Annotated in this window: 17 protein-coding genes; 4 read left to right on the forward strand and 13 right to left on the reverse strand. The window is 64.6% G+C overall.

The annotated features are described in order from the left end of the window. Nucleotides 1–20 precede the first annotated feature (20 nt). The 10 genes from mobB to HV753_RS04795 all read right to left on the reverse strand — a co-directional run bounded on the left by mobB (nucleotide 21) and on the right by HV753_RS04795 (nucleotide 13,002). Nucleotides 21–518 (reverse strand): molybdopterin-guanine dinucleotide biosynthesis protein B, encoded by a 498-nt coding sequence (mobB, locus tag HV753_RS04750; protein WP_175173245.1) that lies wholly within the window; start codon nucleotides 516–518, stop codon nucleotides 21–23. Beyond that, entirely contained in the window at nucleotides 515–1,174 is a 660-nt protein-coding gene (locus tag HV753_RS04755; protein WP_175173246.1) for a carbonic anhydrase, read from the reverse strand. Before HV753_RS04755 ends, mobB begins: the two co-directional genes overlap by 4 nt. Before the next feature lies 1 nt (nucleotide 1,175). Beyond that, nucleotides 1,176–2,174, reverse strand: coding sequence for a GTP 3',8-cyclase MoaA (gene moaA, locus HV753_RS04760; protein ID WP_175173247.1), 999 nt, complete (start codon nucleotides 2,172–2,174; stop codon nucleotides 1,176–1,178). Beyond that, nucleotides 2,171–2,932 carry a peptidylprolyl isomerase gene (locus HV753_RS04765; protein WP_175173248.1) on the reverse strand — a complete coding sequence of 254 codons (762 nt, stop codon included), beginning with the start codon at nucleotides 2,930–2,932 and terminating at the stop codon, nucleotides 2,171–2,173. Before HV753_RS04765 ends, moaA begins: the two co-directional genes overlap by 4 nt. Nucleotides 2,933–2,954: 22 nt before the next feature. Then, on the reverse strand, nucleotides 2,955–3,638 hold the full coding sequence (gene narI / locus HV753_RS04770) for a respiratory nitrate reductase subunit gamma (RefSeq protein ID WP_175173249.1): 684 nt from the start codon (nucleotides 3,636–3,638) through the stop codon (nucleotides 2,955–2,957). Between the two features lie 18 nt (nucleotides 3,639–3,656). Further along, nucleotides 3,657–4,304 carry a nitrate reductase molybdenum cofactor assembly chaperone gene (gene narJ, locus HV753_RS04775; protein ID WP_175173250.1) on the reverse strand — a complete coding sequence of 216 codons (648 nt, stop codon included), beginning with the start codon at nucleotides 4,302–4,304 and terminating at the stop codon, nucleotides 3,657–3,659. Between the two features lie 15 nt (nucleotides 4,305–4,319). Continuing rightward, nucleotides 4,320–5,888, reverse strand: coding sequence for a nitrate reductase subunit beta (gene narH, locus HV753_RS04780; RefSeq protein ID WP_175173251.1), 1,569 nt, complete (start codon nucleotides 5,886–5,888; stop codon nucleotides 4,320–4,322). Beyond that, nucleotides 5,885–9,646: a nitrate reductase subunit alpha gene (locus HV753_RS04785; protein ID WP_175173252.1), complete on the reverse strand. Its 3,762-nt coding sequence runs from the start codon at nucleotides 9,644–9,646 to the stop codon at nucleotides 5,885–5,887. Before HV753_RS04785 ends, narH begins: the two co-directional genes overlap by 4 nt. 692 nt (nucleotides 9,647–10,338) lie before the next feature. Further along, the gene (locus HV753_RS04790; RefSeq protein ID WP_175173253.1) at nucleotides 10,339–11,721 is read right to left on the reverse strand and encodes a NarK family nitrate/nitrite MFS transporter; all 1,383 of its coding nucleotides are present in this window, start codon (nucleotides 11,719–11,721) and stop codon (nucleotides 10,339–10,341) included. 42 nt (nucleotides 11,722–11,763) lie between these two features. After that, nucleotides 11,764–13,002: an MFS transporter gene (locus HV753_RS04795; protein ID WP_175173684.1), complete on the reverse strand. Its 1,239-nt coding sequence runs from the start codon at nucleotides 13,000–13,002 to the stop codon at nucleotides 11,764–11,766. Nucleotides 13,003–13,250: 248 nt separating this feature from the next. Between HV753_RS04795 and HV753_RS04800 the strand changes: the two genes are divergently transcribed. Continuing rightward, entirely contained in the window at nucleotides 13,251–14,495 is a 1,245-nt protein-coding gene (locus HV753_RS04800) for an NnrS family protein (protein ID WP_175173254.1), read from the forward strand. Nucleotides 14,496–14,513: 18 nt separating this feature from the next. Here the strand turns inward: HV753_RS04800 and HV753_RS04805 are convergent, their stop codons facing one another. Together HV753_RS04805 and HV753_RS04810 are read right to left on the reverse strand one after the other, a co-directional pair. Further along, entirely contained in the window at nucleotides 14,514–15,467 is a 954-nt protein-coding gene (locus HV753_RS04805) for a molecular chaperone DnaJ (protein ID WP_175173255.1), read from the reverse strand. 58 nt (nucleotides 15,468–15,525) lie between these two features. Continuing rightward, on the reverse strand, nucleotides 15,526–16,701 hold the full coding sequence (locus HV753_RS04810; RefSeq protein ID WP_175173256.1) for a GGDEF domain-containing protein: 1,176 nt from the start codon (nucleotides 16,699–16,701) through the stop codon (nucleotides 15,526–15,528). Nucleotides 16,702–16,875: 174 nt separating this feature from the next. Here HV753_RS04810 and HV753_RS04815 point away from each other — a divergent pair, with 174 nt between their 5' ends. Genes HV753_RS04815 through HV753_RS04825 form a run of 3 tightly spaced genes read left to right on the forward strand, consistent with a single transcriptional unit; the run spans nucleotide 16,876 to nucleotide 24,216 of the window. Further along, nucleotides 16,876–18,045, forward strand: a complete 1,170-nt coding sequence (locus HV753_RS04815; protein ID WP_175173257.1) for an efflux RND transporter periplasmic adaptor subunit — start codon at nucleotides 16,876–16,878, stop codon at nucleotides 18,043–18,045. A 7-nt stretch (nucleotides 18,046–18,052) separates the two neighbouring features. After that, nucleotides 18,053–21,136: a multidrug efflux RND transporter permease subunit gene (locus HV753_RS04820; protein ID WP_175173258.1), complete on the forward strand. Its 3,084-nt coding sequence runs from the start codon at nucleotides 18,053–18,055 to the stop codon at nucleotides 21,134–21,136. Then, nucleotides 21,133–24,216 (forward strand): efflux RND transporter permease subunit, encoded by a 3,084-nt coding sequence (locus HV753_RS04825; protein WP_175173259.1) that lies wholly within the window; start codon nucleotides 21,133–21,135, stop codon nucleotides 24,214–24,216. The genes HV753_RS04820 and HV753_RS04825 overlap by 4 nt, the downstream gene beginning before the upstream one ends. Before the next feature lie 15 nt (nucleotides 24,217–24,231). Here HV753_RS04825 and HV753_RS04830 read toward each other — a convergent pair whose 3' ends face one another. Continuing rightward, entirely contained in the window at nucleotides 24,232–25,140 is a 909-nt protein-coding gene (locus HV753_RS04830; protein WP_175173260.1) for a LysR family transcriptional regulator, read from the reverse strand. Nucleotides 25,141–25,168: the final 28 nt, after the last annotated feature.

Below are 25,168 nucleotides of genomic sequence, written 5' to 3' on the forward strand. Positions count from 1 at the left end.
GGCTGACAGTGTAGTCGCCTTCAGCGCAAGCCCAGAACGCCGCACAGGAAGCCCGCCACTTGCGCAGGGTCGTTCAGCGGCAGACAGGGCAATGCGGTATCCAGGGGCGCGTCCGTCACGATGGCCAGGAAACTGCCGTCTTCGGCATGCAGGGGCGGCTTGCCCAGCGCGGGGCGGTAGACCTCGATGCGCGGAATCGCCGCCTGCTTGAAACCTTCGACCAGTACCAGATCGGCGGGTGACAAGCGCGCCAATTGTTCTTCCAGCGACGGCTCGGGCGCATCGCGCAGTTCGTGCACGATGGCGTAGCGGTAAGGCGACGCCACCATCACCTCCTGGGCGCCCGCCGACCGAAAACGCGCACTGTCCTTGCCTGGCGGCTCCATCTGAAAGTCGTGATGGCTATGTTTGATGACGCTGACGCGCAGGCCGCGCGCCGCCAACAAAGGCAGCATCGCCTCGATCAAGGTGGTCTTGCCGCTGCCGGATCGGCCGGCGATGCCAAAAACGGGGGTCATGCGTGCTCCGTAAACAAGGGACAGACGACGGGCAAAAACGCATCTGCCCGCGGCGAGTATGCCAGCAAAGCACCCGCCACCAGGTCGAAATACCAACCATGCAGCGTCAGATCGCCTGCCTGCACGGCGCGGCGCACAAACGGCAGCTCTTCCAGATTGCGCAGTGAAATCAGGATGGATGCCTGTTCGCAGGCGCGACGGTGTTCGCCTTCCGTGGCGTGCGGCATCTGCCGCAGTACCCGCTGGCGGGCCGGCTCGGCAATATCCATCCAGCGTTCCAGATAGTCGGTTTCGCCGTCGCTGCGCGTGCGCCGCTCCATCAGCGCCCGGATACCCCCGCAATGCGCGTGACCCAGTACGATGACGCGACTGACTTGCAACTGTTCCACCGCAAACTGTATCGCCGCCAGCACGCCCTGCAAGCCCCGGTCGGCACTCGCGGGGGGCACCAGATTGGCCACGTTGCGCACGGCGAAGATATCGCCCGGATCGCAGCCCAGCAGCATGGCGGGGTCCACCCGGGAATCGCAGCAACCGATCAGCAAGGTACTGGGATGCTGGCCATCACGTAAATTTCGGTAGAGCGCGGGGGCCTGTTCGTAATACTGCTGCTGAAAGCGCTGAAAGCCATCAATAAAGCGTTCAATGTCACGCATTTCAGCCCCCGGTCTGCGCCATGAAGCGGACAATGCGTTCGGGCCGGCTGACGAAATCGTGGCGTTCCGGCTTGGCCGCAATGCCCGCCAGGATCGCCCGCGTCAATTCGGCATCGCTGGCCCCGTCGCGCAAGAGCCTGCCCAGCGGGACCTGATCTTCCTGCCCCAGGCACAGGTATAGCGTGCCGTCCACGCCCAGCCGCACCCGATTGCAGGTGGCGCAGAAATGGCGCGACATGGGGGTGATGACGCCCAGCACTGGCGTTCCCTGCCCGGTCGTCCAGTACCTTGCGGGCCCGGAGCCGGATCCCGCCAACGCGGACACCAGCCCGGCATCGGCGGCCAACCGTGCACCCAGGGCATTCAAATCCGTATGCGCAAAGCCACGGCCACACTCACCCATCGGCATGGGTTCAATCAGGCGCAGCACAAAGCCCTGCTCCACCGCGTAGTCCAGCAAGCGCCGCACGTCGGCTTCAGGGGTGGCGGCATGCACCACGCTGTTCAGCTTGATTGGCGAAAAACCTGCCTGCCTGGCAGCATCCAGGCCCGCCAGCACCGCATCCAGGCAATCGCGGCCGGTGATCTGGCTGAAGGCGGCCGCGTCCAATGTGTCCAGGCTGATGTTCAGCCGCGTCACGCCGGCGGCATGCAAGTCTTCCGCGTGCCGGACCAGTTGCGTGCCATTGGTGGACACGGACAGGTCGGTCAACCCCGGCATGGCGGCGATATCGCGGGCAAGACCCGCCACGCCCCGGCGCAGCAATGGTTCGCCGCCCGTCAGCCGGACCTTGCTGACGCCCAATTCGACGAACAGGCGGACAAGCCGAGTCATTTCGTCATGGCGCAGCCAGTTGGCCGGCGTTTCAAAGCCTTTGAAATCCTTGGGCAGGCAATAGCTGCAACGCAGGTCGCAGCGGTCGGTGACAGAGACGCGCAGATAGTCGATCCGGCGTCCAAATCCGTCTGTAAGCGGTCCCGCAGCCGGCTCTTCCATCATGCGGCGCTCCCGCCAAACACCCGGTCGGGCTCGCTGCCTTCCAGGTCGATACCCTGAACGTCGGCGCGCTCGACCAGCAGCTTGGCGTACTGCCGCCACGCGGTGTCGCGGCTCATGGACGACAGGGCCGCTGCGATCTGCTGCGCAACGTGCTCATACGGCAGCAACCGCCCTTCGATGTGCCGTGTCACGCGCACGATATGCAGGCCGTGGCGGGTTTGCAGCAGTTGCGGCAGCAGCCCGCCCGAGGGCAAGGCAAAGACCGCACGCTCGAACTCCGGAACGGTGTCGCCCCGGCCCAGCTGGCCCAGGCTGCCGCCCACGGCCGCCGACGGACAGTTGGACTGCTCGCGCGCGACCTCTGCAAAATGCGAGGGATCGGCCAGCAGTTCTTGCAACACCACATTGGCATGCGCGCGCAGCATGTCCAGGTTCACGCTGGGCGTGACCTGGAACAGGATGTGGTCGGCTTCCACCAGTTCACCCACCATGAAGCGCTGCGGATGCATCTGGTAGAAGCGCCGGCACGCGGCGTCGTCAGCATCGGGCGCGGGGGCCTGCGAGGCCAGCAAGGCGCTGATGGCGCCCTCCTCGTCCGCCGCATCCACCCCCATCCGCACGGCTTCGTCCAACAGCACGCGACGCAATACCAGCGCCGTGATCGCGTGCCGCATGGGGTTGTCGGCCTCTGCATGCAGCGGCAGTTCGCGTTCCAGATCCGCGTCGTTGAGTTCGACGCCATTTACGATGACAGGCATGTTTGGCTCCTGGTACGGGGATTCAGCGCGGGCGGACCAGCTGCCAGGCGCGGCCCAGATAGCCCAGCGAGGCAAAACCGCTCCAGACGTGGACGAGGCGGGTGAACGGGAAGATCACGAACAGCGTCAGGCCCATGAACAAGTGCGCCTTGAACAAGACCGGCACGTCGGCGACATGGCTGGCGGCATCGCCTTGGAACGTGACGATGTGCTGTGCCCAGGTCATCAGGCGGACCATCATTTCGCCGTCCATGTGCCCCGCCGACAGCACGATGGTCGACAGGCCCAGCAGCAAGGTGACCAGGATCCACAGCAACAGCAGCTTATCGCCGGGGCGCGTCGTGCGAGCGATGCGCGGATCGGTCAGGCGGCGGTGGATCAGGATCAGCAGGCCAATCAGGCAGATGCCTCCCATGACGCCGCCCGCAACCATCGCCACGGTCTGTTTGAGCGTGTGCGACACGCCCAGCGTGTCCCAGACAATCACCGGCGTCAGCAGCCCGGCCAGATGCCCGAAGAACAGGCCCAGGATGCCGACGTGGAACAGGATGTTGCCCAGCCGCAGCTGGCCGCGGTGCAGCAGCTGCGAGCTGTCCGTCTTCCACGTGTACTGTTCGCGCTCAAAGCGCGCCAGGCTGCCCAGCAGGAAGACCGTCAGCGCAATATAGGGATAGATGCCGAAAAAAAACTGATTCAGGGAATTCATGATGCGTCTTCCTGAGCATTAAGAGATGGCCGGCGCCCGGGGATAGAAGCGCACGGTCTGCGCGCCATCGCCCGAGAACGGCCGCAACAGCGGTTCCACGCCGTCCTGGCTGACTCCGAAGGTCTCCATGGCTTCGTCCATGTCGCGCACGGGCGCTTCCGTCTGCTCGCGCGGGATCACCCTGGATTGCGCGCGCAGCACGGCGAAGATGCTGGCGTAAGGGCTGGCGCCCTTGGCCAGCCGCGCGCCGATGGCGGCCAGCACGTGGATGGCCTCGTCCAGCAGCTCCTGCGCCTGGGCCGGGTCGATCACGCCCAGGAACTCCAGGAACAGCGGCACGTGGTCGGGCAGTTCGGACACGACGGGTTCAAAACCCTGGGCGCGGTAGGTATCCAGCAAGTCGACCATGGCCTGGCCGCGATCCCGGCTTTCGCCGTGAACGTGTTCAAACAAGTGCAGCGAATGCGAGCGGTTGCGGTCGAACGTGGCCACATAGTTCTCTTGCACGGCGATCAAGTCGTTGGTCGCCAGGTAGGCGATCAGCGGTTGCAGGGTTTCCTCGGCGTCGGGGTAGTCGCTCAGCGCGGACTCGACCTCGCCCAGCGCGGCAAGCAGCTCGGGTTCGGGGTAGCTAAGCAAAGCGGAAAGCAAGCGGTACGGACTCATGGTGTTTCTCCTTTCCTAGCGGGCCGCGACGGCCTTCTTGCGGGATTTCGGCATCTCGATGAAGATCTCGCTGCCTTGGGGCTTGCGGCCGAACAACGTGCCTTCGGACACGCCGCCCGAGCAGCCATTGCCGAACGTGAATCCGCAGCTGCCTTTCTCGTTGAAGCTGTCTTCGACCACTTCCTTATGGCTGCTGGGCACGACGAAGCGGTCTTCGTAGTCGGCAATCGCCATGATCTTGTACATGTCTTGCACGGTGGCCTCGGACAGCCCCACTTGCTCCAGCAACTCGGTATCGCGTTCGCCATGCACGGTTTCGGAACGCTTGTAGGCACGCATGGCCAGCATGCGTTCAAGCGCTTGCAGCACGGGCGCTTCCTTGCCCGCCGTCAGCAGATTGGCCAGGTAGCGCACCGGGATGCGCAGGCTGGACACGTCCGGGATCATGGCGCTCTTGCCCACCGTGCGTTGCGGCATCTGTCCGGCCTCGGCGGCCGTCTGGATGGGCGACAGCGGCGGGATGTACCAAACCATCGGCAGGGTGCGGTATTCCGGATGCAGCGGGAAGGCAACACGCCATTGCACCGCCATCTTGTAGACGGGCGACTGCCGGGCGGCTTCCAGCCACGATTCCGGGATGCCTTGCTCGCGCGCGGCGGCAATCACTTCCGGCGAATGCGGATCCAGGAACAGATCCAGCTGCGATTCGTACAAGTCCTGTTCGTTGGCGGTGGAGGCGGCGCGTTCGATCTGGTCGGCGTCGTACAGCATGACGCCCAGGTAGCGGATGCGGCCCACGCAGGTTTCCGAGCAAACGGTCGGCTGGCCCGCTTCGATGCGCGGATAGCAGAACGTGCACTTCTCGGCCTTGCCGCTGCTCCAGTTGTAGTAGATCTTCTTGTAGGGGCATCCCGAGATGCACATGCGCCAACCCCGGCACTTGTCCTGGTCCACCAGGACGATGCCGTCGTCTTCGCGCTTGTAGATCGAGCCGGACGGGCAGCTGGCGACACAGGCCGGGTTCAGGCAGTGTTCGCACAGACGCGGCAAGTACATCATGAAGGTGTTCTCGAACGTCGAGTACATCTCTTTCTGCACGCCCTCGAACAGCGCGTCGCGGCTGCGCGCGCTGAATTCTCCGCCCAGGTCGTCTTCCCAGTTTGGTCCCCACTGGATCTTATCCATCTTCTTGCCGGTCAGCACCGAGATGGGACGCGCGGTGGGCGGCGTTTGCAGCAGGGGCGCGTTCTGCAAGTGCTCGTAGTCGAACGTGAAGGGCTCGTAGTAGTCGTCGATGGCTGGCAGGTTCGGGTTGGCGAACAGGTTGGCCAGGATGCGCAGCTTGCCGCCCTGGCGCGGTTCCAGCTTGCCGGCAGCCGTGCGTTTCCAGCCGCCCTTCCACTTGTCCTGGTTCTCCCATTCCTTGGGATAACCGATGCCGGGCTTGGTTTCGACGTTGTTGAACCAGGCATACTCGACACCGTCGCGGCTGGTCCAGACGTTCTTGCAGGTGACCGAGCAAGTGTGGCAGCCAATGCACTTGTCCAGGTTCAGCACCATGCCGATTTGGGCGCGTATCCTCATGATTGCTTCTCTTTTTGTTGCGTTGCTTCCATGGCGGGCTCTTCAACGAGCGGGCCTTCCAGCCAGTCCACTTTCTTCATCTTGCGCAACACGACGAACTCGTCGCGGTTGGCGCCGACCGTGCCGTAGTAGTTGAAACCGTAGGCTTGCTGCGCATAGCCGCCGATCATGTGCGTGGGTTTCAACACCGTGCGCGTGACCGAGTTGTGGATGCCGCCGCGCTTGCCGCTGGTTTCAGCGCCCGGCACGTTCACGATCTTTTCCTGAGCGTGGTACATCAGGCACATGCCCACCGGCACACGCTGGCTGACCACCACCCGCGCGGTCAAGGTGCCGTTGACGTTGAAGACTTCAACCCAGTCGTTGTCCACCAGCCCGGCCTGCTTGGCCTCGGTTTCCGACACCCACACGTGGGGGCCGCCGCGGCTTAGCGTCAGCATGCGCAGGTTGTCCGAATACGTGCTGTGAATGCCCCACTTCTGGTGCGGCGTCAGCCAGTTCAGGACCAGTTCCTTTTCACCATTCGGATAGCGGCCCAACATGGGCGCCACGGTCTTGGTGTCGATGGCCGGCTTGTAGACGCAGGAGCCTTCGCCGAAATCGAGCATCCAGCGGTGATCTTGGTAGAACTGCTGGCGGCCCGTCAGGGTGCGCCATGGAATCAGTTCGTGCACGTTGGTATAGCCGGCGTTGTAGCTGACTTCCTCGCTTTCCAGGCCCGACCAGGTGGGCGCCGAAATGATCTTGCGCGGCTGCGCCTGCACGTCGCGGAAGCGGATCTTGTCGTGTTCGCGGCCGACGGCCAGATGGGTGTGGTCGCGTCCCGTGATCTTGCCCAACGCCTCCCACGCCTTCACCGACACGTGGCCGTTGGTTTCAGGGGCGAAGGTCAGGATCATCTCGGCAGCGTCGATGGCCGTATCCAGGCGCGGACGGCCCTGGCTGACGCCAGCGTCGGCCACGCTTTCATTGATGCCGGCCAGTTCGCGCACTTCGTGCTCGGTATTCCAGTTGATGCCCTTGCCGCCGTTGCCCAACTTGTCCAGCAAGGGGCCAACCGACGTGAACTTGCGGTAGATGTCGTTGTAGTCGCGTTCCACCACCGTCATCGACGGCGCGGTCTTGCCCGGCACCAGATCGCATTCGCCCAGCTTCCAGTCCTTGGGCTCGAAAGCCTGGCCCAGTTCCCCCGGGGTGTCATGCATCAACGGGGTCAGCACGATGTCGCGGCGCTTGCCCAGGTAAGGGCCGCCGATGTCGCTGAACTTCTTGGCCAGCAACTTGTAGATCTCCCAGTCGGTCTTGCTTTCCCACAAGGGTTGCACCGCTTCGCTCAAGGGGTGGATGAAGGGGTGCATGTCGGACGTGTTCAGATCGTCCTTTTCGTACCAGGTGGCCGTCGGCAGCACGATGTCGCCGTACAGGCAGGTCGTGCTCATGCGGAAGTCCAGCACCGTCAGCAGGTCCAGCTTGCCTTCGGCCGCGTCGTCCTGGTAGGTGACCTCAGTGGGCTTGATGGCGTCGGCTTCGTCGCCGAAGACCGCGCTTTGCGCGCCCAGCAGGTACTTCAGGAAATACTCGTGGCCCTTGCCGCTGGAGCCCAGGATGTTGGAGCGCCAGACGAACATGTTGCGCGGGAAGTTGGCCGGATCATCCGGGTCTTCACAAGACATGCGCAACGCGCCGGACTTCAGCTGGTCAACCACATGCGCGACGGGGTCTTTGCCTTCGGCCTCGGCCTGGGCCACCACGTCCAACGGGTTGGTGCGCAGTTGCGGCGCCGACGGCAGCCAGCCCATGCGCTCGGCGCGGGCATTCAGGTCGATCATGCTGAGTTCGCCGTACTTGGCGCGATCAGCGGTGGGGCCAAGAATTTCCTGCACATTCAGCTTTTCATGGCGCCACTGGCTGGTGTGTGCGTAGAAAAAGGATGTGCCGTTCATCTGGCGCGGCGGGCGTACCCAGTCCGAACCAAACGCCAGCGGCGCCCAGCCGAACTGCGGGCGAAGCTTTTCCTGGCCGACATAGTGCGCCCAGCCGCCGCCACTCTTGCCCACGCAGCCGCACATCATCAACATGTTGATGATGCCGCGGTAGATCATGTCCATGTGATACCAGTGGTTCAGGCCAGCGCCAACGATCACCATGGACTTGCCTTCGGTATCGTGGGCATTCTGCGCGAATTCGCGCGCGACCTGGATCACTTGCGCGCGGGGCACGCCGGTGTGCTTTTCCTGCCAGGCCGGCGTGTAGGGAACGTCATCATCGTAGGACGTGGCAACGTTGCCGCCACCCAGGCCGCGGTCCAGCCCGTAGTTCGCCATCTGCAAGTCGTACACCGTGGCGACCAAGGCTTCAGAGCCATCGGCCAGACGGATGCGGCGGGTCGGCACATTGCGCACCATCACGTCGCCATGTTCGCCGCCAAAATACGGGAACCCCACTGCGACGACGTCTTCGGACTGACCCAGCAGGCTGAGCGTGGGCTCGATGTCGCGGCCATTGCCGCCATTCCTGGATTCCAGGTTCCAGCGGCCCACCTTTTCGCCGCCGTTGACCGCGCCTTCGCCCCAGCGAAAGCCGATGCTGCCGTTGGGCGCCACCAGGTCTCCGGTATGGCTGTCGAACACCAGCGTTTTCCAGTCGGGGTTGTTCTGTTCGCCCAAGGCGCCGTCCAGGTGCGAGGCGCGCAGGAAGTGGTCAGGCGCATGGAAGCCGTCGCGCTCTTTCAGCAGCACCAGCATCGGCATGTCGGTATAGCGCCGCACGTAGTCCTGGAAGTACGGCGACGGGTTTGCCGACAGGTGGAATTCCTTCAGGATCACATGGCCCATGGCCATTGCCAGCGCGGCATCGGTACCCTGCTTGGGCGCCAGCCAGATATCGCCGAACTTGACCATTTCGCCGAAGTCGCTGGACACCGCCACCGTCTTGGTGCCCTTGTAGCGGACTTCGGTGTAGAAGTGCGCGTCGGGCGTGCGGGTCTGGGGCACGTTCGATCCCCACACCATCAGATAGGTCGAGTTGTACCAATCAGCCGATTCCGGCACGTCGGTCTGTTCACCCCAAATCTGCGGGCTGGCCGGTGGCAAGTCGCAATACCAGTCGTAGAAGCTGAGACACACGCCGCCCAGCAGGCTCAGGTATCGGGCGCCCGCTGCATAGCTGACCATGGACATGGCCGGAATGGGCGAAAAGCCGATCACGCGGTCAGGACCGTACTTCTTGATGGTGAGCGCGTTGGCGGCCGCGATGATCTCGGTGGCCGTGTCCCAATCCGCGCGGACGAAGCCGCCCAGGCCGCGAATGGACTTGTAGCGCTTGGCGCGCACCGGGTCCTGGCTGATCCACTCCCATGCGGCGATGGGGTCCATGGTCTTGCGCGCTTCGCGCCACATCTCCATCAAGCGGCCCCGGATCATCGGGTACTTCACCCGCTGCGCCGAATACACATACCAGCTGTAGGACGCCCCCCGCGGACAGCCGCGGGGCTCGTGGTTGGGCAGATCGGGGCGCGTGCGCGGATAGTCTGTCTGCTGCGTTTCCCAGGTGATCAGGCCATTCTTGACATAGACCTTCCACGAGCAGGAACCCGTGCAGTTCACGCCGTGGGTCGAACGCACGACCTTGTCGTGCTGCCAGCGGGAGCGATAGGCGTTTTCCCACTTGCGGTCTTCGTTGACCGTCTCACCGTGGCCGTCCGCGAAGGTGGATTTCACCCGCGACATGAACTTCAGCCGGTCCAGAAAATGACTCATTGTGTTTCTCCAAGAACGCCGGTCTGGCCGGCGCGTACTGCGATCAATGCCGTTGAAACCACTGTAGGCTTGGACCTGTCCCCCGACCATTCGCCAGTGGCATAGGCCGGGCGCGGCAGAATGACTAGTCACTGGGGGATGATGGGTTTCGCGCGCTTGAAACCGTGCCATTTGCGTGAACCCGCGCGCGCTACACCCATCCTACGAATCGTCCTCATCGCGAGCGGCGTGCGTTGGCCCGGAAACATGGGACGAATTCGATCCGCGTCGGCCCCGGGAACAGAGGATGAATTCGATGCACGCCGGCCCCAGAAACAGGGGACGAATTCGATGCGCCGGCCTCGGAAACAGGGGACGAATTCGACCCGCACCGGCCCCAGAAACAGGGGATGAATTCGATGCGCGCCGGCCCCGGTAACAGGGGACGAATTCGATGCGCGCCGGCCTCGGTAACAGGGGACGAATTCGATGCGCACCGGCCCCGGTAACAGGGGACGAATTCGATGCGCGCCGGCCCCGGTAACAGGGGACGAATTCGATGCGCGTCGGCCCCGGGGACAAGGGATGAATGCGATGCCCGTCGGCCCAGGAATATGCGACGCATGCCGCTCGGACCTCGTAGGATGGGTGTAGCGCGCACCGATCTGAAAAAACACACAGACATCCAACGCGCGCAACCCATCACGCAACCCTCAGCAAGGCACCGGCGCATTCCGACGCGCGTAGTACCACCAGGTAATCACCATGCAAGTCGCGTAAAACCCGATGAAGCAATACAACGCCGCCTGCACGCCCCCCGTCATCTCCAGCGACGTGCCAAAGCTACGGGGAATGAAGAAGCCCCCATAGGCGCCAATGGCCCCGGAAAAGCCCAGCACCGCAGCCGATTCCTTGGCCGCTTCCGACATGGCCCGTTTCTGGTTTTCGGCGCCCTTGCCCGCCGCTTGCGTGCGTTCACGCAGGAAGATCACCGGAATCATGCGGAAGGTGGATCCGTTGCCCAGGCCGGTCAGCGCGAACAGCACGATGAACATGGACAGAAAGCCGTAGAAGTCGCCGCCCTGCCCGGCCACGGGCAGGAACAGCACCACGCCCAGCACTGCGGCGATCATGCCGGCGAAGGTAAACAGCGTGACGCGCGCGCCGCCCAGTTTGTCGGACACCCAACCGCCTACTGGCCGCGTCAACGACCCCACCAGCGGTCCAAGAAAGGCGTACGCCATGGGATCGACCTGCGGGAACAGCGTCTTGGTCAGCATGGCGAAGCCCGCCGAAAAGCCGATGAAGGAACCAAAGGTGCCCACATACAGCCAGCACATCAGCCAGTTGTGCTTGCGCTTGAAGATCACGGCTTGGTCGGCGAAGGAAGCCCTGGCGTCAGCGATGTCGTTCATGCCGAACCACGCGGCGATGGCCGCGATGGCGATGGGGATCACCCAGATGAAACCTGCGTTCTGCAACCACAGGTTCTGCTGCGCGTCGTTGACGGTGATTTCCTGCGGCGCTCCGCCTGCCACGCCGAAGATGCCGACCGAGATCACGACAGGCACCACGAACTGCACCAGCGATACGCCAAGATTGCCGATGCCCGCGTTCAGCCCCGTGGCCAGGCCCTTCTTTTCCTTGGGGAAAAAGAAGCTGATGTTGGCCATGCTGGAACTGAAGTTGCCCCCGCCCAGGCCGCACAGCAGCGCCAGGATCAGCAAGGTCGGAAACGATGTGGTCGGATCCCGCAGGGCGAAACCCATGCCCAGCGCCGGAATCAGCAGCGAGGCCGTGGAAATGGCGGTCCATTTACGACCGCCAAAAACCGGCACCAGAAAGGAATAGAAAATGCGCAGCGTCGCGCCCGACAACGCCGGCAGCGCGGTCAGCCAGAACAGCTGGTTCTTGGAAAGCATGAAGCCGGCGCGATCCAGGTTGACCACCACCACGCTCCAGAGCATCCAGATGCTGAACGCCAGCATCAGCGCGGGAATGGAAATCCAAAGATTGCGGTTGGCGACACGGGCGCCGGTCTGCTTCCAGAAGCCGGGGTTATCCGGCTCCCAACGCGATAGGACTTGAGTGGACATGATGAAGGCTCTTTGCTTGGTTGGATGGGGTCGGACGCCGGTTCAGACGGCTTGCTTGCGGGTGGTGGCCGCGGCGCTGGCCGCGCTTTCCGGCCGGAAACTGAAGTGCATGAAAATCAGGGATACGCAGACCGTGCCGTACAGCAACATGAACGCGCTGGAGCGCACGCCGGTCAGGTCCAGCAGCACGCCAAACAGGATGGGCAGTACAAACCCGCCCAAGCCGCCCGCCAGGCCGACGATGCCGGACACGGCGCCGATGTTTTCGCCGAATTCGTCCGAGATGAACTTGAATACCGAGGCCTTGCCGATCGCCATGGCGATACCGACCACGAACAACAGGATGGTGAAGGACACCGGTCCCAGCGCGATGCCGAAGCTGCGCGGGCCATTGGCCGTCATGATGGTGAATTCCGTTTGCGGATAGCTCAGCAGGAAGAAGGCGACCCAGCACACCCACATCACCCACCACGTGGTCTTGTAGGCGCCGTGGCGATCCGAGATCCAGCCGCCGAGCGCGCGCAGCACCCCGCCCGGCAACGAGAAGCAGGCGGCCAGCAAGGCAGCCAACCTCATATCGAAGCCGTATTCGCCGATGTAGTACTTGGTCATCCACAACGCCAGCGCCACATAGCCGCCGAACACCACCGAGTAGTACTGGCAGTAGCGCCAGACGCGGGGATCCTTCAGCATGGCGAACTGCGCCGACAAGGTGGCCCCGCGCGTGACGCGGTGCGCCGGGTCGGACGCCGAAAACATCCAGAACAGCACAGCCGTGACCAGCAGCGCCACCGCGTACACCTGGGGCACGATGACCCAGGCGCCGCCCGCCGCGGCGATCAGCGCGGGCGCCACGAACTTGGTGATGGCCGATCCTGAATTGCCGGCGCCGAACACCCCCATCGCCAGGCCCTGCTTGTTGCGCGGGAACCAGCGCGCCACATACGGCGTGCCGACCGAGAACGAACCGCCCGTCAGGCCGACAAACAGCGCCAGCACCAGGAACTGCCAGTATTGCGTCGCGTAGGACAGCAGCCAGATCGGCACCACCGCCAGCAACATCAGAATGAAGAACACGGGACGGCCGCCGTAGCGGTCGGTCCAGATGCCCAGCGGCACCCGCACGAGCGAACCGGTCAGCACCGGCATGGCGGCCAACAGGCCGAACTCGGTCTCGGACAGGCCCAGTTGCGCTTTGATGGGGATGCCCAGCACCGCGAAGATCATCCAGACCGCGAAACAGATGGTGAAGGCGAACGTGCTGGAAATCAGGACCCGCATCGGCCTGCCGGACGGGGAAGTTGCTGCTGTCATGGTTACTCTCGCTTGGCTCACGGATACATGTGGCTAGCCTAGGGACAGCGTGCCCGGGCCGCCATTCGCCGGCTGACCATCCGCCCCCTGCCAATGTGCCTAGTCACCCGCGAGTTCCCGGGCGGGTTTGCGCGGGATCAAACAAACACGCTGGCGGCGTGGCCTGGACGGTATTAATATGCATTTCAAATACACCTTTAAAATCGTAGACCGACATGCCCCCGCTTCTGACCATCGACGAACCCGCCCCGGCGCCCGCGCGTCCCCGTCCGCAATGGCGGGCATTCACTGAAATGGGGTTCCGTCCGCTGTACCTGGCGGGCTGTTTCTGGGCGCTGGCGTCCGTGTGGCTGTGGGTCCATGCGCCAGCGCGCATCACCGGCGTGCTGGGCGGCATGTTCTGGCATGCGCACGAAATGCTGTGGGGCTTCGTGGCCACCATCGCCGTCGGTTTTCTGCTGACGGCGGGCGCCAATTGGACCGGCAAGAATCCGTTGCGCGGCAATGCGCTGGCCGGTCTTTGCCTGTTGTGGATCGTGGCGCGCGCGGGCTATCTGATGCCGGGCCGCCCCGCCTTCCTGATCGCTGCCGCCGCGGATCTGGCGTTCTTCCTGTGGGGCGCCGCCGCCTTGGGCCGCGCGGTCTGGGTGACGCGCAACGGACGCAACGCAGGCGTGCCCTTCCTGCTGCTGGGCCTGGCGGCGGCCAACGCGATGTATTTGTGGGCCGTCGTGCAAGGCGACTACCTTGCTCTGATGCGCTATTTCAACGCAGGCCTGCTATGCATGGCCGTGCTGACGCTGTTGATCGCCCGCCGCGTCCTGCCCTTTTTCGCCAAGCGCGCGGTGGCCGGCCTGGATATCCCGCCCCACACCCGCAGCGGGCATTGGCAACTGGGCCTGGGTCTGGCCGCCATTGCCTGCCTGGTGGCGGACGCGCCGCGCGCCGCTGCGCTGGCGCTGGCGGCAACGGGGCTGATCGCGCTGGTGCAATGGATATCGTGGAAGCCCTGGGCCGTGCGCCGGGTGCCGTTGCTATGGATTCTGTACGCCGGCTATCTGGGGCTGGGAATCGGCCTGCTGGTAGGCGCGGCCCAGCTTGCGGGGTATGTCTTGCGTCCTGCGTGGCCCGCCCACGTGATCGGCGTGGCCGGCTTTTCGGTGCTGATCCTGGGCATGGTCACGCGCACGGCGCTGGGCCATCTGGGCCGGCCGCTGCAAACCGACCGCAGCATGGTCGTCAGCTACGCGCTGATGATCCTGGCCGCGCTGTTGCGTCTGGCCGCCCTGCTGCCCACCGCCGCCACGATCGGCTTCCTGCATGCATCGGTCACCGCTTGGGTATTGGCGCTGGCGCTCTACCTGTGGCGCTTCTTCCCGATGATGATCCGTCCAAGGGCGGACGCCGCCAAACCGGCGGCGCCGGTCATGCGCGTCGTGCCAGTCGCCCGACGCACGTAGCAAAAGCCGACCTTGCCCTCAGCCTTCGCGGCGCTCGATGGCCGCGATTTCGCGTTTCATCGCCTTGAGCCAGGCCTTCAACAAGGCCTGATCCGCAAACTGCATGACTTCGTGCTCCAGTTCCTGGATGTATTCCTGGATGTCGACGATATCGGCATCCAGATCTTCCAGCACGGTTTCCGGATCAAACGAAGCAAACGGATCCAGGTCGTAGCGCAGCTTGAAGCCGTCTTCCGCATATGCCGCCTGATGCAGGACGTCATCCAATTGGGCTTGCAGCATGGCGTTCACTTGCGGCAGGCGCTCGTCGGCGATATCGCCAGCCGCGTCCACGCTGGCCTGAAGATCCGGATTCTGCGCGGCCTGACCCGCCCGCACCGCTTCCGCATCCTGCATCGCCTGCCACGCCACGGCGTTCGGCGTGGCGCTGCGGGTGGCAAGACGCGCCAGCGACAGCAATTCCTCGGCTTCGTTGTCCTCGTACTGATCCTGAATGCGCTGAAGCAATTCCGTCGGCGAAAACGCGGTCAGGTCGGCGTCCGGGTCCAGACCCAGGGCGTCGGCCAGTTCCGCCTTTGCGTCGTCGGTCTCGTCGGCCACGTCCGTGTCATAGTCGGACCCGCCGTGCTTTTTATACAGCGTCCTCAGCCGTCCGGCATCGCAGCCCGCGGGCAGTTCACCCTTGGCGTCCAGTTGCAGCAGCTCTTCCGAAAATTCCACCACCAGCTCGGACACGAATTCGCGTTCCGACTTGGACAGCCCCATGTTCTTGTGCGCGTGATCGAAGCACAGCACCAGCTTCATGCGAAGTTCATGCAGCTTCTTCTCCAGCGGCGACAGGCCATCGGCATACTTGCGCTGGTAATCCGCCTCAATCGCTTGCCATTGCTGCAAACGGGCGCGCTCGGTCTCCAATCTTGCTTGAAGACGCTCGCACAATTGCCGCGGACTTTCGAGGGGATGCTCACCCATGGACCTGCTCCTTGCTGACCTGGTATTGAAAACAGCCGCCACTATAACGATTCGCCGGTCAGGCCGCGGCGGAACTTGCGAGGGGCCGCGCCAATTCAACGCGATTGCCGCCCAGCGCCTTGGCGCGATAGAGCGCATGATCGGCGGCGGCCAGCCCCACTGTCAGGACAGGCGCATCACCGTCAAACTGCGCCAGGCCGACGCTGACCGTGGCGGGTATCCCGACGCCGCCCGTCGGGTCGACGATCGTTTCCGCAAAGCGCCTGACAATGGCTTCCGCCAGCAAATGGGCGCGGCGCGCGTCATCGCCCAACAGCAGGCAGGCGAATTCCTCTCCGCCGATGCGGGCAAGCACCGCCCCTGGGCCAACCACGCTCTGGGCCACGCCCGCAAACGATGTCAGCACCTTATCGCCGGTTTCGTGGCCATGAAGGTCGTTGATCGACTTGAAGTGATCAAGATCGAACGCAAGAATGGCAACCGGTCGGTCGCCGGATCCGCCGCCAACCAGCCGCCCGCCCTGCTCAAAGAACCACTTGCGGTTGCCCAGGCGGGTCAGATAGTCCGTTTGCGATTCCCGCAAGAGCTGGCCATGAGCCTCTTCGCGGATAAGTTTCAGCAGCGTCATCGGCAAGATGACCGAATACAGGACGCCTTCATACATCGTGATATTGCTGGCGGCCAATAGCACGCCTTGCCCGAATTCGGCCACCAGCCAGGGCAGGAGGCCCGCCCGGCCCGCATACAGCACCGTGTGGATTCCCGTCACCATGATGATGATGCGTCGCGGTTGCAGCGCTTGCATCGCACGGCATCGCAGCATCTCCAGCGCCGTCATGCCGCTGATCAGTGCAATCGGGACCGCGCTGGCGTAAGCCCACACGACATCCTGCCACCGCGCTCCCGCGACCGCCCACACCAGCGCCATCACCACCAGCAAGCCCACGGATCCGGCGCGGTATTGCCTGCCGCGCAGCGAGGCAACGCCATTGAGCACCAGGAGATAGCCCGACAGGATGACCAGATTGCTGAGGGCGGAGCCAAACGCCCCTGGAAAGTCCCGACGGAACAGGACCAGGACGCACCCCATGGCCAGCGTCGCGAATCCGACGGCCAGCAGGCGCAGCGTGTTGCTGCGTTGCGGGTGGGCCCGAAGCTCCCATGAAATCATCCCGGCGCTGGCCAGCAGCGTCCCGATGATTAGGAGATAAAGGGTTTGAAGATCAACGTGCATGCCGGACGCTAAGGCGTTTTTGCGCCGGGACTTCACGGCGTCGAGCGGATTTTACGTTGAATTCAGGACAGCAATATGGCGAAAACCCCTCTTGAAAGCCACAGTTAATAACGGTAATCATTATTATTAATATAGAATCACGGCTGTCCGCAACACCTGAGCTTGGCAGCCCTGATGTCCCTGCCCCCCTTTGCGGCCTTTTCCCCCCAACGCAAGCGCCTGCTTCTGATCACCGCCGCCCTGTCACTGGCCGTGCTGATCGGAATTGCGTACTGGCTGCTGGGTAATAAAGGCCCTTCTGCCCCTCGCCCGCCTGAATACGGGCAGATTCCCGTGGCCGTCAGCGTTGCCGCCGCGCGCGTGGGGCCGTTGCAGCGCGATCTACATGCATTGGGCACCATCACACCGCTGTCGCAGGTCACTTTGCGCAGCCAGGTGGACGGAGAACTGATCCGGATCCATTACACCGAAGGCCAGGCCGTCACGCGGGGCCAGTTGCTGGCCGAGATTGACGCCCGGCCCTATCTGACCGCGCTGGCCGCCGCCGAGGGTGAATTGGCGCGGACCCAAGCGTTGCTGGACAACGCCCAGGCCGACCTGCAACGCTACCGCCGGCTTGCACGCCAGGAATCCGTGGCCGGCCAGCAGTTGGACACCGCCGAGTCGCAGGTGCGCGCCTACACCGCGCAGCGCCAGTTGAACCGGGCCCAGGTCGCTGATGCCCAGCGCCTGCTGGGGCACACCCGCATCGTCGCCCCGCAAGATGGCCGCATCGGCTTGCGCCGCATCGACGCTGGCAACCATGTGCGCGCCGACGACACCACCGGCCTGACGACGCTGGTGCAGACGATGCCGATTTCAGCGATCTTCAGCATTTCCGAAACCCGGCTGGACATCCTGCGCCAGGCCCAAGCCAGGACGGCGGTGCTGCGCGTGCAGGCCTGGGACGCGGACGACCGCCGCATCCTGGCCGAAGGCACCCTGGAAGCGCTGGACAACCGAATTCAGGCCGCCAGCGGTACCGTCCGGTTGCGCGCCCGCTTCGACAACGCCGACGAATCGCTATTTCCCAATCAGTTCGTGAACATCCGGCTGGCCGTGGTGCAGCAGGACAATGTGGTCACCATTCCCACGGCCGCGGTGCAGTATGGCTCCGAAGGCGCTTTTGTATTTGTCATTGGTGACGACACGCGCGCGACTCGGCGAGTCCTTCAACTGGGTTCCGCCAACGCTGGCCACGTGGTCGTGGAAGCGGGCCTGAGCGTTTCCGAGCGCGTCGTGGTCGAAGGCGTGGACCGCCTGCATGACGGACGCGACGTCCAGATCGTCGAGCCCCTTACCTGAATCGCGCATGAGCCTGTCACGCCCCTTCATTCTGCGCCCGGTCGCAACGTCCTTCCTGATGATCGCCCTGCTGCTGTCGGGCATCCTGGCCTGGCGCATGCTGCCCGTGGCGGCCTTGCCGCAGGTGGACTACCCGATCATTCAAGTCACCACTCAGTATCCAGGGGCCAGTCCCACCGTCACCGCGCGTGCGGTCACCGCGCCGCTGGAACGGCGATTCGGGCAGATCCCCGGCTTGAAGCAGATGTCCTCCACCAGCGGCAGCGGCATCTCGGTAATCACCCTCCAATTCGCGCTGGACGTCTCGCTGGGGGTGGCCGAACAGGAAGTGCAGGCCGCCATCAGTGCCAGCGGTTCGCTGCTGCCTTCGGACCTGCCGACGCCGCCCATCTATCGCAAGGTCAACCCGGCCGACGTGCCGATCCTGACGCTTGCCGTCACCTCGGATTCCCTGCCGCTGCCCAAGGTTTACGACCTGGTGGACACGCGCATGACGCAACGGCTGTCGCAGTTGTCCGGCGTGGGCATGGTCAGCCTGGCGGGCGGCCAGCGGCCCGCCGTGCGGGTGCAGGTCAACCCGATGGCGCTGGCCGCACGCGGCCTGCAACTCTCCGACGTGCAGGAAGCCATCAGCAAGGCCAATTCCAACCAGCCCAAAGGCAGTTTCGACGGCCCGGTGCGATCGGTCATCATGGACGCCAACGACCAGTTGCAAAGCGCCGAGGAATATCGCGAGCTGATCGTCGCCTGGAAGAACGGCGCCCCGGTGCGGCTGGGTCAGGTCGCAACGATCGAGGACGGCGCCGAAGACCGCTACCTGGCCGCCTGGGTCGACAAGCAGCCCGCGGTGCTGGTCAATATCCAGCGTCAGCCGGGCGCGAACGTCATCGCCGTAGCCGATCAGGTCAAGACCTTGCTGCCCCAGTTGACCGCCAGCCTGCCCGCTGCGGCGCAGGTGCGCATCCTGACCGATCGCACCGAGAGCATCCGCGCGTCGGTGCGCGGCGTGCAGTGGGAACTGGTGTTTGCGGTGGGCCTGGTCGTGCTGGTGACGTTCCTGTTCCTGCGCAACCTGCCTGCCACGCTGATTCCCAGCCTGGCGGTGCCGCTGTCCCTGATCGGCACCTTCGGCTTCATGCACCTGGCGGGCTTTTCCACCAACAACCTGACGTTGATGGCCCTGACCATTGGCGCAGGCTTCGTGGTGGACGACGCCATCGTCATGCTGGAGAACATCGCGCGCTACCGGGAACAGGGGCATAGCCCCATGTCGGCCGCCCTGAAAGGCGCCGGGCAGATCGGGTTCACGCTGGTATCGCTGACGCTTTCGCTGATCGCCGTGCTGATCCCGCTGCTGTTCATGGAAGACGTCGTGGGCCGCCTGTTCCGCGAATTCGCCATCACGCTGGCGGTGGCAATCCTGATTTCACTGGCGGTGTCGCTGACGCTGACACCGATGATGTGTGCGCGCCTGCTGCCCGCGCACGCGGAATCCCGTCCCGGCCTGCTGGACCGCGTTCAGGCGCGCTACGCAGGCTGGCTGGACATCACTCTGCGCCATCAGCGCCTGACCCTGATGGCCATGCTGGCCACGGTGGTGCTGACGGGTCTGTTGTACCTGGCCGTGCCCAAGGGCTTCTTTCCGGTGCAGGACGGCGGCGTGCTGCAAGGCGTGACCCAGTCGTCGCAAAACACGTCGTTCGAGGCCATGTCGCGCCGCCAGCAGGCGGTGGCGCAAAGCCTGCTGGCCGACCCGGATGTGCAAAGCCTGTCGTCCTTCATCGGCATCGACGGCATGAACACCACGCTGAATACCGGCCGCCTGTTGATCAACCTGAAGCCCTGGGCCGAACGCAGCGCCCCGCTGACCGACATCATGGCGCGGCTGGACGCCCGCGCCCGCGAGGTGCACGGCATCTCGCTGTTCCTGCAACCGGTGCAGGAGTTGAATATCGAAGACCGCGTGAGCCGTGGCCAGTACCAATTCACCCTGACCTCGCCGGACAGCGCCTTGCTGACCCAGTGGAGCCACGCGCTGACGCAGCGCCTTGCCCAGTCGCCCGCGCTTGCCGACATATCGTCCGACCTGCAAGGCGATGGCCGCCAGGCCTACCTGCAAGTGTCTCGCGACACCGCCGCGCGCTTGGGCGTCACCATGGACGACGTGGTGCAGACCTTGTACAACGCCTTCGGCCAGCGGCAGGTCGCCACCCTGTTCACCCAATCCAACCAGTACCGCGTGGTGCTGGAAGTGGACCGTCAATTGGCCTTGAGCCCCGACGCGCTGGAACGCATTCACCTACAGACCGAAGATGGCCAGGCGATTCCGCTGTCGGCGCTGGCCACCGTCAGCGAACGCGCCGTGCCGCTGGCCGTGAACCACCTGTCGCAGTTCCCGGCGGTGAATCTGTCGTTCAATCTGCCACCGGGCGGTTCGCTGGGTGAGGCCATTGCCGCCATCGACGCCGCCCAACGGGAAATCAGCATGCCGCCCAGCGTCGAATTGCGCTTGCAAGGCGCGGCGTCGGCATTCCAGGCGTCGCTGTCCAATACGTTGTGGCTGATGCTGGCCGCGGTGGTCACGATGTACCTGGTGCTGGGCATGCTGTATGAAAGCGCCATCCATCCCATCACCATCCTGTCCACGCTGCCGTCTGCCACGGTGGGCGCGCTGCTGGCGCTGCTGATCACCGGCCGGCCGCTGGACCTGATCGCCGTGATCGGCATCATTCTGCTGATCGGGCTGGTGAAGAAGAACGGCATCATGATGGTGGACTTCGCGCTGGAAGCCGAGCGTTCGCGCGGCCTGCCGCCGGAAGCCGCCATCCGCGAAGCCGCGCTGCTGCGCTTGCGCCCCATCCTGATGACGACGCTGGCCGCCTTGTTCGGCGCGCTGCCGCTGATGTTGGCGACCGGCTCCGGCGCCGAACTGCGTCAGCCGCTGGGCTGGGTCATGGTGGGCGGCTTGCTGGTCAGCCAAGTGCTGACGCTGTTTACCACGCCGGCCGTCTACCTGTTCTTCCACCGCCTGGGCCAGCGGCGCGGCGTATCCGCCGCCAAGCCCGCAAGGACTGACGGACCCGCGGCATGATCCGGGCACTGCTGCATCGCCCGATCGCCTGCATCTTCCTGGCGCTGGCCCTGACCCTGCTGGGTGCGGTGGCGTGGCGGTTGCTGCCCGTGGCGCCTTTGCCGCAGGTGGATTTCCCCACCATTGAAGTCCGCGCCGACCTGCCGGGCGCCAGCCCCGAAAGCATGGCCAGCACCGTGGCCGCGCCGCTGGAGCGCGCGCTGGGCAGCATCGCGGGCGTCAGTGCCATGACCTCGTCCAGCAACCAGGGCGCCACCCGCGTCCAGCTGCAATTCGACCTGGACCGCGACATCAACGAAGCCGCCCGCGACGTGCAGGCGGCCATCAACGCCGCGCGCGCCGAACTGCCCGCAGGCATGCCCGGCAACCCCAGCTACCGCAAGATCAATCCCTCGCAGGCGCCGATCATGGCGTTGGCGCTCAGTTCCCCCACCCGCCCCGCAGGCCAGCTTTATGACCTGGGCGCCACCGTGCTGGCGCAGAAGATCTCGCAGATCAATGGCGTGGGCGAAGTGACGATGGGCGGCAGTTCGCTGCCCGCCGTGCGCGTGCAGGTGAACCCCAACGCGCTCGCCCACTATGGCGTGGCGCTGGACGACGTGCGCCAGGCCATTTCCGATTCGGCGCCAATGCGCCCGCAGGGCCAGCTGGATTCGGCCAGCCAGCGCTGGGAAGTCGGCACGCCCTCGCAACCGCGCACCGCCGACGAATACAACCGCCTGATCGTGCGCCACGAGGACGGCGCCGTCATCCGGCTGGCGCAGGTGGCCAAAGTCACCGATTCCGTGGAAAACCGCTACAGCAGCGGCTTTCACAACCGCAATCCCGCCGTGGTGCTGACCATCAGCCGCCAGCCCGGTTCCAACATCATCGAAACCATCAAGGCCATCAACGAGGCCCTGCCCGGCCTGCGCGCCCTGATGCCGGCCGACGTGGACCTGACCGTGGCGCTGGACCGATCACCCGGCATCAACGCCACGCTGCGCGAAGCCCACATCACCCTGGGGCTGGCCACGGCGCTGGTCATCCTGGTGGTGTGGCTGTTCCTGGGCAACGCCCGCGCGGCCGCCATTCCCAGCGTGGCGATCCCGGTGTGCCTGATCGCGACCTTCGCCGTCATGTACGTGTGGGGCTTTTCCCTGAACAACCTGTCGCTGATGGCGCTGATCGTGGCGGCCGGATTGGTGGTGGACGATGCCATCGTCGTGCTGGAGAACATCTCTCGGCACATCGAACGGGGCCTGTCGCCCAGAAAGGCGGCGCTGCGCGGCGTGCGCGAAGTGGGCTTCACGCTGGTCGCCATGACCGTCGCGCTAAGCGTGGTGTTCGTATCCATCCTGTTCATGGGTGGACTCGTGGAACGGCTGTTTCGCGAATTCTCGATCACGCTGGTCGCCGCGACGGTGATCTCGCTGGTGGTGTCGGTTGCCATCATCCCCGCCCTGTGCGCCCGCTGGCTCAAGCCCGGCGCGGCGCATCAGGCCGCGCCTGCCGCCCGCCCCTCGCGCATGCAGGCGGCCTTTGCCCGGGTGCATGCGTGGTACGGCGTGTCGCTGGCTCGCGTGCTGGGCCATGCGCGCCTGACGCTGTTGTTGTTGGCGGGCGTCGTCGGCCTGAACGTCTATCTGTATGTGGACGCTCCCAAGGGCTTCCTGCCGGTGCAGGATACCGGGCAGCTGGTCGGTTTCGTGCGGGGCGATGACGGATTCTCGTTCCAGGTCATGCAGCCCAAGATCGACCAGTACCGTCAACTGGTGCTGAAACACCCGGCCGTGCAGGACGTCATCGGCTACAACGGCGGCGGACTGGGCATCAGCAATTCCTTGTTCCTGATCCGGCTGAAGCCCGTGTCCGAGCGCCGCGAATCCTCTACCGAAGTCATCAACTGGCTGCGCACGAATTCGCCGCCGGTGCCCGGCGGCATGTTCTTCCTGAACGTGGATCAGGACTTGCGCATGCCCGGCGGCTTTGGAAATTCTGGCGACCATGAACTGGCCATCATGGCCAGCGACGTCCCCGCGCTGCGGCAATGGTCGCGCAAGATCTCCAAGGCCATGCAAGAGATCCCCCAGCTGCGTGACGTGGACGCCGAAGGCGACGGCGCCACGCAGCAGGTCGTCATCAACATCGACCGCAGCGCCGCGCAACGCCTGGGCGTGGACATGAACACGATCAGCAGCGTGCTCAGCAATTCCTTCAGCCAGCGTCAGGTGGCCACCCTGTACGACGCCATGAACCAGTACCGAGTGGTGCTGGAATTGGATCCCCGCTACACGGAAGATCCCGAAGTGCTGGAACAGGTGCAAGTGGTGGCGGCCGATGGCACCCGAGTGCCCCTGACGGCGTTCGCCACCTACGAGAACGGCCTGGTCAATGACCGCGTGTTCCACGACGGCCTGTTCGCCGCGGTAGGCGTGGGGTTTTCTCTGGCCGAAGGCGTGTCGCTGGAACAGGGGTTGGCCGCCATCGACGCCACGATGGCGAAGCTGATGGTGCCCTCGTCGATCCAGACGCGCCTGGGCGGCGACGCCCGCAACTTCCAGCAAAGCCTGCAAGACCAGCCCTGGCTGATCCTGGCCGTGCTGGTCGCCATCTATCTGGTGTTGGGCATCCTGTATGAAAGCCCTCTGCACCCGCTGACCATCCTGTCCACACTGCCTTCCGCCGGCGTGGGCGCCCTGCTGGCGCTGCGGCTGGCCAATATCGAATTCACGTTGATCGCGTTGCTGGGGCTGTTCCTGCTGGTCGGCATCGTCATGAAGAACGCCATCCTGATGATCGACTTCGCGCTCAGCCTGGAACGGCGCGAAGGCCTGACGCCCGAACAGGCCATTCACCGGGCGGCGATGCTGCGGCTGCGTCCCATCGTGATGACCAACCTGGCCGGGCTGCTGGGCGCCCTGCCCCTGGTACTGGGCATGGGCGAAGGCTCCGAACTGCGCCGCCCGCTGGGCATCGCCATCGTGGGCGGCCTGATGATCAGCCAGTTCCTGACGCTGTACACCACGCCGATCGTTTATCTGGCGCTGGAACGGCTGCGGCTGAAATGGCGCGGCGCACGGCAACGCGCCACGACCTGACCTCGACGCGGCGGGCTACTCCGGCGCGCTGGGAGCGACGGTCAGGCGCTGCGCCATGAACGCCAGGAATTCGCGCGCCAGCAAGGGCAGCGTCCTTCCCTGCAAGGTCACCACCTGGATGCTCCGCTGCCGCATCTCGGGGTTGGTGAATGGCACGCCCACCAGACGGTCGCCGTCCGCCTGGCCCATCAGCGTCAGGTATCCCGACAACGCCACGATCTGGCTGCCCGGCAGCATCGGCAAGAACGCCGCGGAATGGTTGGATACGTAGGCGGGTTCAATATGCAGCCCGGCGTTGGCGCATGCGGCATCGAACAATTGCCGCACCGTCGTGCCCTGATCGCCCAACGACAGCGGGTAATCCGACAAGTCCCGCATGTTCACGCTGCGGCGGCTCGCCAGCGGATGATGGCGGCACATCACCGCATACACCGGCGCCCGGGTCAACAGTTCCGTCTTCAAGCGCGCGTCCTGCGCCGTGGAGTAGCGCAACGCGATCTGCGACAGACCTTCCAGGATCTGGCGGTTGACCTCTTCGGGCCGCTCCACATGCAGGTGAAACCGCGCCTCGGGCCGCATGCGCTTGAACTCGGCCATGCTGAGCGGCAGGAAACGGTGCGCGAAGCCTTCGGTGCAAGCCAGCCGGATCGTGACGTCGCCCACGTGGCCGCGCTGGCGGATCTCGGTGGTGACTCGTTCGGCCTCCAGCGCGGCGGCATTGGCGTAGGCGGCCAGTTGCCGCCCGGCTTCGCTGAGCGCCATGCCGCGCGCCTGACGCTCGAACAGCACGATGCCCAGGTCGTCTTCCAGCTTGGCGATCTGACGGCTGATGGCCGACGCCGCCACGTGCTGGGCGGCGGCGGCACCGGCGATGGAGCCGCAGCGGGCGACTTCCAGAAAATACCTTAAGGCCAGTGAAATCATGGTGGGTCCGTAAGACATGCCAAAAAGG

This window comes from Achromobacter pestifer, assembly GCF_902859625.1.
GTDB lineage: Bacteria > Pseudomonadota > Gammaproteobacteria > Burkholderiales > Burkholderiaceae_B > Achromobacter > Achromobacter pestifer.